Below are 12,900 nucleotides of genomic sequence, written 5' to 3'. Positions count from 1 at the left end.
TTGTTGCATTGACTGACTTCTTCGCGAGCAAGCCCGCTCCCACAATGGATTTGTGTCGGATACAGAATTTGTGATCTACACCGATCAAATGTGGGAGCGGGCTTGCTCGCGAAGGCGGCCTGACAGTCGCCACATCTTTCCCGCTATCATGTCGCCCATTTCCGGGGCCCCGCGCCCTCCTCTAGGTTAATGGCGAATCTGTTCATGCATACCCTTGCTCAATTGCGCGCCGGCGAGTTGTCGGGCATCACGCGGCTGGATCTGGCCGAAGGCCTGACCGAGTTTCCCCGGGAGATCTTCGATCTGGCGGATTCGCTGGAAGTGCTCAACCTCAGCGGCAATGCTCTGAGCGCGCTACCAGAGGACTTGCATCGCCTGACCCGTTTGCGCGTGCTGTTCTGCTCCGATAACCGTTTCACCGAGTTGCCGGCGTGTGTTGGCCAATGCGCTGCACTGACGATGATCGGCTTCAAGGCCAACCGTATCGCCCACGTGCCCGCAGCGGCACTGCCACCGCTGCTGCGCTGGCTGATCCTGACCGACAATTGCATCGAGACGCTGCCGAGCGCGTTGGGAGAGCGGCCATACCTGCAAAAGCTGATGCTTGCCGGTAACCGCCTGAAGGCGTTGCCGGAGTCGATGCACAATTGTCATCGGCTGGAGCTGATCCGCATCGCCGCCAACCAGTTCACCGACTTGCCGCAATGGCTGCTGACGCTGCCAAGCCTGACCTGGCTGGCCTACGCCGGTAATCCGCTGGAAACCGAAGCCGATGCCGCCGCCCTCGATGCCACACCGCGCATTGACTGGTCGGCATTGCACCTGGAGAAAAAGCTCGGCGAAGGGGCGTCCGGAGTGATTCATCAAGCTATCTGGCAACCGACCGACCAACCGGCCATGCCAGTTGCGGTGAAGCTCTACAAGGGTGAAATGACCAGCGATGGCTCGCCGCTGCACGAGATGAACGCCTGCATCACCGCAGGCCTGCACCCGAATCTGATTCGCGTCGAAGGGCGGATTGTCGATCACCCGCAACAAACCGCCGGGCTGGTCATGCAGTTGGTCCCGCCGAGTTTTCGCAACCTCGCCAGCCTGCCGAGCCTGGCGTCGTGCAGCCGCGACATTTATGCCGAAGGCTTGCGTTTCAATGCGGCGGTGGCGCTGCGTATTGCCTCGGGCATTGCCTCGGTGGCCGAACACTTGCACAACCACGGCATCACCCATGGCGATCTCTACGGGCACAATATTCTGTGGAATGAACAGGGCGATTGCTTGCTGGGGGATTTTGGCGCGGCGTCGTTCCACGGGATTTCCGACAGCCTGGAAAGCCGCGCCTTGCAGCGGATCGAGGTGCGGGCGTTCGGGGTGTTGCTGGGCGAACTGCTGGAGCGGGTTAATTCGGAGTTGAGCGACGAACAGCGTGGGGTACTGGAAGATCTGCAACAGCGTTGCTGTCAGCCGCAAGTGCTGGCACGGCCGGGGTTCAGCGAAATCGTGCGGCAATTGGAAAGTCTGTGACCGCTGCGCGGTCAATCGCGAGCAAGCTCGCTCCCACATTAGATCGCGCCAGACCATGCAACTCGGTCAACTGTGGGAGCGAGCCTGCTCGCGATGACGGCCTGCCAGACAACAGAGCCGTCATTGACACAAAGACTTAACCCGCCAACCCGACAAACATGTCCTGCACGTCGTCGTGGTTATCGAGGCCTTCGAGGAACGCTTCGACTTCCGCCATCTGCTCATCGCTCAGGCCGCTGACCGGGTTTTTCGGCTGGTAGCCCAGTTTGGCCGACAGCACGGTGAAGCCTTGTTCCGGCAGGGCTTTCTGCACCGCGTCGAGGTCGGTCGGTTCGGTCAGGAACAGGGTTGCCCCCTCTTCACCCGGCTCGAAATCCTGTGCACCGGCTTCGATGGCGGCCATTTCCGGATCGGCGTCCGGGGTGTCCGGCGACGCTTCGATCATGCCGACGTGGTTGAAGTCCCAGGCCACCGAACCGGAAGCCCCCAGCTGACCCTTGCGGAACGCCACGCGGATCTCGGCAACGGTGCGATTGATGTTGTCGGTCACGCACTCAACGATCAACGGCACCTGATGCGGGGCGAACCCTTCATAGGTCACGCGATGGTATTGCACGGTTTCGCCCAGCAGGCCCGCGCCCTTCTTGATGGCACGATCCAGTGTTTCCTTGGGCATCGAAGCTTTCTTGGCCTGTTCAACCACCAGGCGCAAGTGCGCGTTGGTAGCTGTATCAGCGCCGTTGCGCGCAGCAATGGTGATTTCTTTCACCAGTTTGCCGAAGATCTTGCCCTTGGCATTGGCTGCCGCTTCTTTGTGTTTAACCTTCCACTGTGCGCCCATTTCTCACTCTCTTATCTGTGGCATCTGTGGCGCCGAGACATCTATTGGCCGACGCTTTGCACAAGTTTATACGGCCTAAAGTTGGCAATCGACCAAAAAATCCCGACTTGCATCGACATCTTCACCAGCGGTTGTAGGGCAATTCGGAAATGTCGCTTTACCGTGCCCGCAATGCGCCGGGGTTTCGTACGCTTTGCACCCTACTCCACAGCGGTAGCGCGTTCGATGCACAACGACAAGGAAAGTCCCACCACCCTGACGCTTCTCGAAGACGACCTGAACTTCCAGGTGGTCCGGTTCAGTGGTCATGAAGCTCTCAACCAGCCCTATCGATTCGACATCGAGGTGATCGGGCTGGCACCAGCCCTGAACCTTGAGCGATTGCTGCACCAACCGGCGTTCCTCGAATTCGGCCACGATCAAGGCATTCATGGCGTGCTGGACAGCGCCAGTTGTGAACATCGAAGCGGGCACCGGGTCGCTTACAAGCTGGTGCTGGTGCCTCGTGTCCAGGTGCTGGAACAGCAACGATGCCGACGTATTTTCCAGCACGCCAGCGTGCCCATGATCCTGCGCCAATTGCTGGAGGAACATGGGTTGCCCGCCAGCAGTTATCGCTTTGAACTGGCAACCAGGCACTATCCCCTGCGACCTTTTTGCATTCAGTACGAAGAATCCGACCTGGCGTTGCTGCAACGGCTGTGCGAGGAAGAAGGCATCCACTATCACTTCGAGCATCAACGCGACGGCCATGTGCTGGTGCTGGCCGACGACAGCCTGAGTTTTCCCCAGGAGCCACTACTCATGTCGATGAGCGACGGCGCCCCCGGCGAACACCAGGAACCGGTGATCAGCGAACTGTTCCAGCGCCATGACGCCACGCTCTCCCCTGTGCGTCCAGGTGCCAGGAATCCGGGTGCAGCGGACATCAGCGAAGGCGCAGCCAATCACTCGTTCGCCACGGCGAGGCACTGTCCCGCTGGCGAGCAACAACATCGCGACCAGCTCAGCCGTCGACAACTGGAACGCCTGCGCTGCCGTCACCAGCAGATCCACGGTCAAAGTAGCCAAGGGGCATTACGCAGTGGCCGGATCCTGCAAGTGGCCGAGCACCCGTTGGCGAACTTCAATGATCAATGGCTGGTTACCGAAATCCGCCATCAGGGGTGTCAGTCATCCATTCTGCTCGACGACACACCGGGCACGGCCTCGGGTTACCGCAATCAATTCAGCGCCATCCCCTGGTCGACGGTATTCAGGCCAGCGCTCAAACAACCCAGGCCGAGTATCCCCGGGTATCAGCCCGGTCGCGTGTGCGGCCCGGTCGGGCAACCGGCGGCAGTGGACGAGGATGGCCGGGTTCAGGTGAACCTCTGGCCCGCCACGCAACCAGCCGCAGCAGAGTCCAACGGCCTGTGGCTACCGCTGGCACTGACCACCGCCGAGGACTGGATCGATCCGGCCCGCTTGCCCGTGGCTGGCAGCGAGGTACTGGTGATTTTCCTCGACAGTGACCCGGATCGCCCGGTGCTTTGTACGACCATGGGCCCTCGACCACAACCTCACCGCCCTCGCCCGCATGAGCCCCGTGGCGATACCCGCCTGCTGTTCGACTGGCTGCTCACCCGCTCGGACCCTGCACCCTGACGCTCAACCCTTGTCAGCCTTGCCGGCTGCAGCAGCGAACTTCGCCAGACGCACGTCCAGATGCCGTGGCCGATGCCCGTGATCCTCTGCGCGCTCCTTGCGGCGGATGGCGTTGCGCACCATCAGCGAGCCGATATAGCGAATCGGCTCCGGCGGGAAAAAGCCCAGAGGGCCATTGACCAGCGGCGAACGGGTCCAGGGGTTGTCCAGGCCTTGAACCATCGACGCCAGAATCTGCCCGCCCATGTGGCAGGGGCCGACGCCGCTGCCGGAATAGCCGAAACCGTAAAACACATTGCCACTGGCGCTCATCTGCCCGAAGAACGGCAGCCCGGTCACCGATCGATCCGATGGACCGTTCCAGGTCGCCTCGACCTTAACGTCGGCAAACGCCGGGAAGAAATCCGCGAGACTGCTCTGCAACAGGCCGGCATAAGGCGATGGCTGATCGAACACCGGCAGCATGCGCCCGCCATAGGCGAAGGTGTTGCCGCCCTTGCCGAGCATGATCCGGCCGTCCGGCGTGTTGTGGTAGTAGTGCACGAAAATCCGCGAATCGAGCACCGTGACGCCGCTGGTCAGACCGATTTCGTCGAGTAAATCCGGTCGAGGCTCGGTGATCAGCATGTCGCTGGAAACGATCGCCACGCTGCGTTCGAACTGCGGAAACGCCCGGGCCATCCAGGCGTTCATCGCCAGCACCACGCGGTCGGCGCGAATGATGCCCTTGGGGGTTTGAATGCCCGCTGGCCGGCCCTCCTCCAGCCCGGTCATCGCGGTGTTTTCATGAATCCTCACCCCCAGCTGCAGGGCTACCCGGCGCAAGCCACGCACCAGTTTGCCCGGCTGCACACTGGCCGCGGCCGGGGAAAACCAGCCTTCCAGGTGTTTGCTGGAACCGGCCATGCGCTGCACATCGGCCACCGGCCGCTGGGTGAACGAGTTGATGCCGTTGCGCTCCAGCGCCGCGATCACAGCGTCGGTCGAGCCGACCTGCGCGCGATTGGTCGCGGTGTAGAGGGTGCCATCGAGGCGGTAATCGGCGTCCACCCCATACTGTTCGCAGAAGGCGCCGATGGCATGGATGCTGCGCTCGGACTCTTGGACCAGACGCACGGCTTCTTCGACGCCGAACAAACGTTCGAGGGTGAAATACTTGGCCGACCACGACAACGCACAACCGCCATTGCGTCCACTGGCCCCGGCACCGCAGATGTCCGCTTCGATCAGCAACACATCCAGTTCGGGGTTCTGCTCCTTGAGCATGATCGCGGTCCACAACCCGGTGTAACCACCGCCGACGATACAGACATCGGCGCGGGCGTCGCCTTCCAGTGGCGGACAGGTTTCGGATGCATCAGCCTTCAAGGCCTGGTCCAGCCAAAAGGGTCTCATGGGGTCAATCTCCGGTCAGTGGCCCACACGCCGGCCTGCCGCAGGTGCAGCAGGCGACGAGGGACAGGATTCAGGTACGCAGGGGTTTGATGGTCATCGCCTGATTGGGCACGTAGGCGAAGTGAGTGCCCAGGCCACCGGGGCGGCTGTTCCAGTGCGGGATCAATACCAGCGCCGAGAACATGGCGCAGCCGGCGAAGACGATGAACACGGTAACGGTGTCGAAGTAGCCTGGCAGCAGCCCGCCGAGAATCGCCCCGACCGAACCGCAGCCGTTGACGAAACCGGCTGCCGTGGCGCCGGCCTTGGCGGTGCCGAAGTCGATGGCGGCCGCGCCGCTGATCATCGAGTCCGGTCCGTAGAGGGTCAGGCCCATGACGAACAGCAGCGCCACCACCAGCAGCACGCTGCCGGTATGCAGGGCGCCCATGAAAAACGCCAGGGACATCGTCAGCGCCAGCAGGCTGATCACGCAAGCCGGCATGCGCCGGGCGCCGAACAGTTTGTCCGAGGCCAGGCCAATCAGGATTGGCCCGAGCAACCCGGCCAGCTCGAACGCAGTCGGAATGATCGCCGCGCCGACCTTGCCCACCGAAGGCATCTGTTCGAAGACGATCACCGGCCCCCACAGCAGAATCGCGTAGCGCGCCGGCTTGAGCATGAAGTACGCCAATCCCAATACCAGCACCGTGCGGTTGCGCAGGATTTCCTTCAAAGGCTCCCACATGCTGATTTTGCTTTGCGCCTCGGCTTGTTCGGCGGTCAGCTCAGGCTCCGGCTCCACCGCCGGCAAGCCGACGTCCTCCGGTTTGTTGCGTTGGAAAATAAAAAACAGCACGGCGACCAGCCCAACCACCGCCGCACTGGAAATGAACGCCGCATGCCAGCTGCCGATGAGCGTGTACGCCCACCAACCGGCAAACGGCGAGGCTACCAGACCGCCAAAGGCGTAGCAGGAACTCCACAGGCCCAATACCCGTCCGCGTTGCTCGGAGGGAAAGAAGCTGCCGAGGTTCTTGCACAGCCCCGACCAACCGGTGGACTGCGCCAGGCCTTGTATCAGCATGCAGGTAGCGAAAATCGGTAACGTTGCGAAGTTGCCCATCACCAGCGCCGCGGCGGCGGAAATCAGCAACCCGCCGAGCACCACAACTCGCGGGCCAAAACGGTCTGCGAGGATGCCCCAGGTGAACTGACCGACGGCGTAAGCCGTCAGGTAGATGGCGTCGAGGTTGGCCATGGCCATTTTGTCGAGCATGAAGGTCGGGTCTTCGCCAATACCGAGTTTGGCGACCGAGAATGCTTTGCGGGTGAAATAGAACGCGGCGTAGGCGAGCCAGGTGATCGCGAAGATCTGCACGCGCCAACGCTTGATGGTGCCGATGTGCTTGTTCATTGTGGTTCTGACCTCAGGGTGTGAGTGTGCCGGCAGAATTGGAAGAAAACGCCTGTGTTTTTATTGTTGAGCACTGCGATATCGCCCTGTCCCTACGGCGGATACCGGTCAGATGAGTCCTGTAGTTGCACGCACAGGCTCATGGCACCCGCTGCTGTTCGACTGACCAGTCAGCGGGGCTGAGGTGGATAAAAACAATTACTGATTAATAAGTGAAATCGATTTATCGTATTTCAAATATAAGTTCAGCTTGTTACTGGAGATTCCCATGTCGGTGTCCCACGCCCAGCTCAAAGCTTTCCACGCCGTGGCGGTCCATGGAAGCTTTACCAAGGCCGCCGAACGCCTGTTTCTGACGCAACCGGCGATTTCCGACCAGGTGCGCAAGCTCGAAGAGCGCTACGGTGTTTTGCTGTTTCACCGCAACAAGCGCTCGGTGCGCCTGACCGATCTGGGCGAGCGTCTGTTGAGCGTTACCCAGCGGCTTTTTGTGATCGAGGCGGAAGCCCAGGAACTGCTTCAGGAATCCCAGGCCTTGCAGACCGGTAGCCTGATTCTGGCGGTGGATGCACCGGTGCACGTGCTGCCGCAGATTGCCCGGTTCTGCGAACGCTACCCCGGGATCAGCGTGAAGATCGAAACCGGCAACACCGATGAGTCGCTGTTTCGACTGTTCAACTATCAGGCCGACCTTGCATTGCTGGGTCGTGATGTCAGCGATGAACGCCTGATTTCACTGCCCCTGCGCAACGACCCGATGGTGGCGTTCGTGTCGCGCAATCATCCGTGGGCCGACCGCGAATCCATCACCCTCGCGGACCTCGACGACACGCCACTGGTGTTGCGGGAAATCGGTTCGGTGACCCGGCAGACGCTGGAGGAGGAAATGGCGAGGGCCGGGTTTCGCATTCGGCCGGCGATTCAGGTTGAAGGTCGCGAGGCAGCTCGAGAGGCGGTGGTGGTGGGGATTGGTGTGGGCGTGGTGTCGGCTGCCGAGTTTGGCGCGGATTCGCGGGTGTGTGCGCTGCCGATTATCGATTGCAAGCGGCGGTTGACCGAGACGTTGGTGTGCTTGCGCGAGCAGAGTTCACGGCGGGTGGTGGCGACGTTTCTTGAGATGGTGCGCGAGAGTCTTATGTAAGCAGGTCCGGCCCCTTCGCGAGCAAGCCCGCTCCCACACTGGATTTGTGTCGGATACAGAATTTGTGATCTACACCGATCAAATGTGGGAGCGGGCTTGCTCGCGAAGGCCGCGCTTCGGTCTATCGGCCCGGCGCCAACCCGAAAAACGCCTGAATCAAGCGCAAATCCCTGCGCCGCTCCATGCACCCGATCATGTGCCGGTTCACCAACCCCTCGCCAATGATCGGTACCGCCGCCACCCGTGGATCGTGGCTGACCTCCACCGACGACACCACCCCCACCCCCAGTTCGGCGGCCACCGCCTCGGTCACAGCTTCGCGGCTGTCCAGTTCCAGCAACACCCGTGGATTGACCCTGGCCTGGGCGCAAGCCTCATCGAAGGTGCGCCGGGTAATCGAACTCGGTTCGCGCAACACCATGATCACCTGGTCCAGCTCCTTGAGCTGCACGCCTTTAGTCTTCTGCGCCCAAGGATGCCCGTCGGGCACCAGCGCGCAAATCCGCGATTCGTTCAGCGCCTGCAGATGCAGGCCCTTGCGCGGCTCGACCTCGGTCAGCACCGCCACGTCGGCATGTTCGGACAGCAGCGCCGCCAGGGTTTCCTGGGCGTTGCCCAGGCGCAGGTTCACCGTGATCCCCGGATAGCGCGCCCGCAGGCTGGCGAGCATCGGCATGACCATGTGCGGGCCGTCCGCCGCCACCTCCAGACGCCCGGTCAGCAATTGCCGGTTGGCTTCGAGCATCACTTGCGCCTCTTCGGCCAGGCCGAACATCGCCCGGGTGATGGCCGCCAGTTTGGTGCCCTCCTCCGTCAGCTCCACCCGTCGGGCGGTGCGGCGCAGCAGGGTGATCTGGTAGTGCTCCTCCAGGGCCTTGATGTGCCCGGTGACCGCCGGCTGGCTGATGAACAGCCGCGCCGCCGCCCGGGTAAAACTGCCTTCCCGGGCCACGGCATCGAAGGCGCGGAGCTGAAACAGGTTCATGAATAACCCTCACTGATGGCTGGCATAACAATAAACAATTTGATTGATAACACGGCAAATTGCAATTTAGGCCCCGTAGCTTCATCCCATCGATTGCGAGGACATGAGAATGAGTACTGCCGAACCCATCCTGCTCACCCCCGGCCCGTTGACCACGTCGCCCCGCACCCGTCAGGCGATGATGATCGACTGGGGTTCATGGGATGACCGCTTCAATCAACTGACCGCCAGCCTCTGCGAGCAACTGCTGGCCATCATCAACGGCACTGCCACCCACCACTGCGTGCCTTTGCAAGGCAGCGGCACCTTCGCGGTCGAGGCGGCGATCGGCACGCTGGTGCCTCGGGACGGCAAGATTCTGGTCCTGATCAACGGCGCCTACGGCAAACGCCTGGCGAAAATCTGCGAAGTACTGGGCCGCTCCTTCAGTACTTTCGAAACCGCAGAAGATGAGCCGACCACCGCCGCCGACGTCGACCGCCTGCTACGTGCCGATCAAGACATTACCCATGTCGCCCTGATTCACTGCGAAACCAGTACCGGCATCCTCAATCCGCTGCCAGAGATCGCCCAAGTAGTGGCGCAACACGGCAAGCGCCTGATCATCGACGCCATGAGCTCCTTCGGCGCGCTGCCCGTGGATGCACAGCAAGTGCCGTTCGACGCACTGATCGCCGCCTCGGGCAAATGCCTGGAGGGCGTACCGGGCATGGGTTTTGTCTTCGCTCGCAAAGAATCCCTGACCAGCGCCGCCGGCAACTCGCATTCGCTGGCGATGGACCTGCAGGATCAGCACGCCTACATGGCCAAGACCGGCCAGTGGCGCTTCACCCCGCCGACCCATGTGGTCGCGGCGCTGCACGAAGCCCTGCTGCAATACAACGAAGAAGGCGGCTTGCCGGCGCGGCACGAACGCTACGCCGCCAACTGCCAGGCATTGATGGAAGAGATGGGCAAACTGGGGCTGCGCAGCTTCCTGCCGGCGGCTATCCAGGCGCCGATCATCGCCACCTTCCACGCCCCGAAAGATCCGCGCTACGCGTTCAAAGAATTCTACGAGCGGGTCAAGGCCAAGGGCTACATCCTCTACCCCGGCAAACTGACCCAGGTCGAAACCTTCCGCGTCGGCTGCATCGGCCATGTCAACCCGGCGCAAATGCGCGAAGCGGTGGCCGCGATTGGCGAGGTACTGCGCGAGATGGAAGTCCTCGACATCTAAACCACACCACATTCCCCTGTGGGAGCGGGCTTGCTCGCGAAGAGGGTCTGGCATTCGACATTTATGCCGGCTGATACACCGCCTTCGCGAGCAAGCCCGCTCCCACCCAAACCAAAGCAGCTCCCCTATCAGCCAGTTGCCACAGGATTTGATCACCATGAACTACGCCAACCCAACCAAACTGCAAGCCGCCATCCTCGACTGGGCCGGCACCGTGGTCGACTTCGGCTCCTTCGCCCCGACGCAGATTTTCGTCGAGGCCTTCGCCGAGTTCGACGTCCAGGTGTCCATCGAAGAAGCCCGTGGCCCGATGGGCATGGGCAAGTGGGACCACATCCGCACCCTGTGCGACCTGCCGGAAGTTGCCGAGCGTTATCGCAAAGTGTTCGGCCGCACGCCGACCGACGATGACGTCACTGCCATCTACCAGCGTTTCATGCCGCTGCAGATCGAAAAAATCGCCGAGCACTCGGCGCTGATTCCCGGGGCACTGGAGACCATCGCCAACCTGCGCCAGCAAGGGATCAAGATCGGCTCCTGCTCCGGTTACCCGAAACAGGTCATGGACAAGGTGGTCGAACTGGCCGCCACCAACGGTTACGTGGCCGACCACGTGGTCGCCACCGACGAAGTCCCGAATGGTCGCCCATGGCCCGCCCAGGCGCTGGCCAACGTCATCGCCCTGGGCATCGACGATGTCGCCGCGTGCGTGAAGATCGATGACACGGTGCCGGGCATTCTCGAGGGTCGCCGCGCCGGCATGTGGACCGTTGCGCTGATCTGCTCGGGCAACGCCCTGGGCCTGGACTACGAAGGCTATCGTGCCTTGGGTTGCGACCAACTGGACAGCGAGCGCAAGCGCATCCACGGAATGTTCGAAGGTTCACGCCCGCATTACATGATCGACACCATCACCGATCTGCCGGAAGTGATCGCCGACATCAACAAGCGCCTGGCCAACGGCGAAATGCCACAGTCGAGCTAAATACCGCAACGCCCCCCTCCTGTAGGAGCGAGCTTGCTCGCGATGGTGTGTCAGATACATTGATGTCGACTGACACACCATCGCGAGCAGGCTCGCTCCTACAGTTTTTTCCGTCTGTTACCCGAACCAGAACACCCAGCGACCAATCGCCTCAGGCAAATCCGGTGAAACAGGATTACAGTTAACGCACACCGTCGGACAAGAACGGTGGCTTTAAACCGGACCTCTGAGGAACACCCCATGCCGTGGAAAAACTCTGAGTCGCGCTACAGCACCGTATCGATCGCGCTGCATTGGCTGATGCTGGTCCTGCTGGTGCTGGTTTACGCCTGTATCGAGTTTCGCGGATTCTTTCCCAAGGGCAGTGGCGCGCGCACGCTGATCGTCGAATCACACTTCATGCTCGGCCTGACCGTATTCGTTCTGGTCTGGCTGCGATTGTTCGCACGCAGCCTCGGCCCGGCGCCGCAGATCTTCCCGGCCTCGCCGCACTGGCAAACGACACTGGCCAGGCTGATGCACTGGGCGCTTTACATTTTCATGATCGTCACGCCGATTCTCGGGTGGCTGGTCACCAGCGCCAAAGGCAATCAGGTGATGTTCTACGGTGTAGACCTGCCGATGCTGGTAGCGGAAAACAAGGACCTGGCCAAACAGCTCCAGGGCTGGCATGAGCTCGGCGGCACTATCGGCTATTGGCTGATCGGCCTGCATGCCGTGGCCGGGCTGTATCACCATTATGTGGTGGGCGATAACACATTGCTGCGGATGATGCCCAAGCGCGTGAACCGCGATCTCTCAGACCAATGAACTCCAATGTGGGAGCGGGCTTGCTCGCGAAGGCAGTGTGTCAGGCTATACAAAATCGACTGATACTCCGCCTTCGCGAGCAAGCCCGCTCCCACACTGGATCGCAGCACCGCTCAGGTTTGTGAATTGAATCCCCGCCGGCCCTGCAAGCCGCCAGTGTGGACGAAGATCAGCCGCGTGCCCCGGGCGAACTTGCCCGCTTCCACTTGGTGCTTGAGTGCCAGCAGTGCCTTGCCGGTATACAGCGGCTCCAGTGGAATATTTCCCGCCTGCTCCGTCTTTTCAATAAAGTCGAGCAGCAACGGATCAACCTTGGCAAACCCGCCGCGACTGGCCTCGAACAGTTCATACACTGCATCGACCACCTCCGCTTCCTGCACGATCCGCTCGACCTGCTGCGCCACCCCGTGGTCATCAGGCACCGCCAGGGCACCATATACCGGATGATCCCCCGCCTCGGCCAGTACCAGGCCGGCCAGGGTCGTGCCGGTTCCGCAGGCCAGCCACCAGCCGTCATAGTCACTCCAGCCCAAGCCCGCCAATTGGGTACAAACTTTGGCCCGCAATTGCATGCAACCTTCAGCACCGGGTAATCCACCTCCCCCTTCAGGCACTGGATGCAATGTCGGATAGCGGGTTTGCCAGGGTTGCCAGAAACCCGCTTCATGCCTCGCTCGATAGCCTGCATAGCCCAGCCAGTGCAACTCCATGCCGAACGCCTGCAAGTCCTTGACCGTCGGGGTTTGCTGAGGATGCCCGCGCAACAGGCCGACGGTGGAAAAACCGAATCGCTTGCCCGCCGCCGCCAACGCATGAAGATGATTGGAGTGCGCGCCACCGAGACTGATGATGCCTTCGGCACCCAGACGGTCGGCGGCTTTAAGGTGTTCGATGAGCTTGAACCATTTGTTGCCGCTGATCAGCGGGTCGATCCGGTCCAGACGCTGTCTCTTATACCCATCT

Annotated in this window: 11 protein-coding genes; 6 read left to right on the top strand and 5 right to left on the bottom strand. The window is 61.5% G+C overall.

Translation table 11 applies throughout. The annotated features are described in order from the left end of the window. The first annotated feature begins 204 nt into the window (after positions 1-204). Positions 205-1,518: a leucine-rich repeat-containing protein kinase family protein gene (locus KGB29_RS19710; protein ID WP_150812585.1), complete on the top strand. Its 1,314-nt coding sequence runs from the start codon at positions 205-207 to the stop codon at positions 1,516-1,518. A 136-nt stretch (positions 1,519-1,654) separates the two neighbouring features. On the opposite strand, the gene KGB29_RS19705 is transcribed toward KGB29_RS19710, so the two are convergent. Next, positions 1,655-2,359, bottom strand: a complete 705-nt coding sequence (locus tag KGB29_RS19705) for a YebC/PmpR family DNA-binding transcriptional regulator (RefSeq protein WP_056854673.1) — start codon at positions 2,357-2,359, stop codon at positions 1,655-1,657. 225 nt (positions 2,360-2,584) lie between these two features. Here KGB29_RS19705 and KGB29_RS19700 point away from each other — a divergent pair, with 225 nt between their 5' ends. Next, positions 2,585-4,006 (top strand): type VI secretion system Vgr family protein, encoded by a 1,422-nt coding sequence (locus tag KGB29_RS19700; RefSeq protein WP_150812626.1) that lies wholly within the window; start codon positions 2,585-2,587, stop codon positions 4,004-4,006. A gap of 3 nt (positions 4,007-4,009) precedes the next feature. On the opposite strand, the gene KGB29_RS19695 is transcribed toward KGB29_RS19700, so the two are convergent. Beyond that, complete coding sequence (locus KGB29_RS19695; protein ID WP_150812584.1) at positions 4,010-5,401, bottom strand: FAD-dependent oxidoreductase; 1,392 nt, start codon at positions 5,399-5,401, stop codon at positions 4,010-4,012. A gap of 70 nt (positions 5,402-5,471) precedes the next feature. Then, entirely contained in the window at positions 5,472-6,797 is a 1,326-nt protein-coding gene (locus KGB29_RS19690) for an MFS transporter (protein WP_150812583.1), read from the bottom strand. A gap of 268 nt (positions 6,798-7,065) precedes the next feature. Between KGB29_RS19690 and KGB29_RS19685 the strand changes: the two genes are divergently transcribed. Beyond that, on the top strand, positions 7,066-7,938 hold the full coding sequence (locus KGB29_RS19685) for a LysR family transcriptional regulator (protein ID WP_150812582.1): 873 nt from the start codon (positions 7,066-7,068) through the stop codon (positions 7,936-7,938). Positions 7,939-8,059: 121 nt separating this feature from the next. On the opposite strand, the gene KGB29_RS19680 is transcribed toward KGB29_RS19685, so the two are convergent. Then, positions 8,060-8,923 (bottom strand): LysR substrate-binding domain-containing protein, encoded by an 864-nt coding sequence (locus tag KGB29_RS19680; protein ID WP_008020876.1) that lies wholly within the window; start codon positions 8,921-8,923, stop codon positions 8,060-8,062. 109 nt (positions 8,924-9,032) lie between these two features. Here KGB29_RS19680 and KGB29_RS19675 point away from each other — a divergent pair, with 109 nt between their 5' ends. The 3 genes from KGB29_RS19675 to KGB29_RS19665 all read left to right on the top strand — a co-directional run bounded on the left by KGB29_RS19675 (position 9,033) and on the right by KGB29_RS19665 (position 11,937). Then, entirely contained in the window at positions 9,033-10,142 is a 1,110-nt protein-coding gene (locus tag KGB29_RS19675; RefSeq protein WP_150812581.1) for a 2-aminoethylphosphonate--pyruvate transaminase, read from the top strand. A 157-nt stretch (positions 10,143-10,299) separates the two neighbouring features. Next, entirely contained in the window at positions 10,300-11,127 is an 828-nt protein-coding gene (gene phnX / locus KGB29_RS19670; protein ID WP_102671614.1) for a phosphonoacetaldehyde hydrolase, read from the top strand. A 240-nt stretch (positions 11,128-11,367) separates the two neighbouring features. Then, positions 11,368-11,937, top strand: a complete 570-nt coding sequence (locus KGB29_RS19665) for a cytochrome b (protein WP_090456690.1) — start codon at positions 11,368-11,370, stop codon at positions 11,935-11,937. 113 nt (positions 11,938-12,050) lie between these two features. Here KGB29_RS19665 and KGB29_RS19660 read toward each other — a convergent pair whose 3' ends face one another. Next, positions 12,051-12,878: a 1-aminocyclopropane-1-carboxylate deaminase/D-cysteine desulfhydrase gene (locus KGB29_RS19660; RefSeq protein WP_411740513.1), complete on the bottom strand. Its 828-nt coding sequence runs from the start codon at positions 12,876-12,878 to the stop codon at positions 12,051-12,053. Between the last annotated feature and the right edge of the window lie 22 nt (positions 12,879-12,900).

It is taken from the genome of Pseudomonas sp. BF-B-30, from assembly GCF_019956305.1.
Lineage (GTDB): Bacteria > Pseudomonadota > Gammaproteobacteria > Pseudomonadales > Pseudomonadaceae > Aquipseudomonas > Aquipseudomonas jessenii.
Note: the sequence above shows the minus strand (reverse complement) of the source record. Positions and strands in the feature narration are given on the sequence as shown.

What these genes read in the sequence shown, in the direction of transcription:
- KGB29_RS19710 (WP_150812585.1), top strand. Translation starts at nt 205, where the DNA reads ATGCATACCCTTGCTCAATTGCGCGCCGGCGAGTTGTCGGGCATCACG.
- KGB29_RS19705 (WP_056854673.1), bottom strand. Translation starts at nt 2,359, where the DNA reads ATGGGCGCACAGTGGAAGGTTAAACACAAAGAAGCGGCAGCCAATGCC.
- KGB29_RS19700 (WP_150812626.1), top strand. Translation starts at nt 2,585, where the DNA reads ATGCACAACGACAAGGAAAGTCCCACCACCCTGACGCTTCTCGAAGAC.
- KGB29_RS19695 (WP_150812584.1), bottom strand. Translation starts at nt 5,401, where the DNA reads ATGAGACCCTTTTGGCTGGACCAGGCCTTGAAGGCTGATGCATCCGAA.
- KGB29_RS19690 (WP_150812583.1), bottom strand. Translation starts at nt 6,797, where the DNA reads ATGAACAAGCACATCGGCACCATCAAGCGTTGGCGCGTGCAGATCTTC.
- KGB29_RS19685 (WP_150812582.1), top strand. Translation starts at nt 7,066, where the DNA reads ATGTCGGTGTCCCACGCCCAGCTCAAAGCTTTCCACGCCGTGGCGGTC.
- KGB29_RS19680 (WP_008020876.1), bottom strand. Translation starts at nt 8,923, where the DNA reads ATGAACCTGTTTCAGCTCCGCGCCTTCGATGCCGTGGCCCGGGAAGGC.
- KGB29_RS19675 (WP_150812581.1), top strand. Translation starts at nt 9,033, where the DNA reads ATGAGTACTGCCGAACCCATCCTGCTCACCCCCGGCCCGTTGACCACG.
- phnX (WP_102671614.1), top strand. Translation starts at nt 10,300, where the DNA reads ATGAACTACGCCAACCCAACCAAACTGCAAGCCGCCATCCTCGACTGG.
- KGB29_RS19665 (WP_090456690.1), top strand. Translation starts at nt 11,368, where the DNA reads ATGCCGTGGAAAAACTCTGAGTCGCGCTACAGCACCGTATCGATCGCG.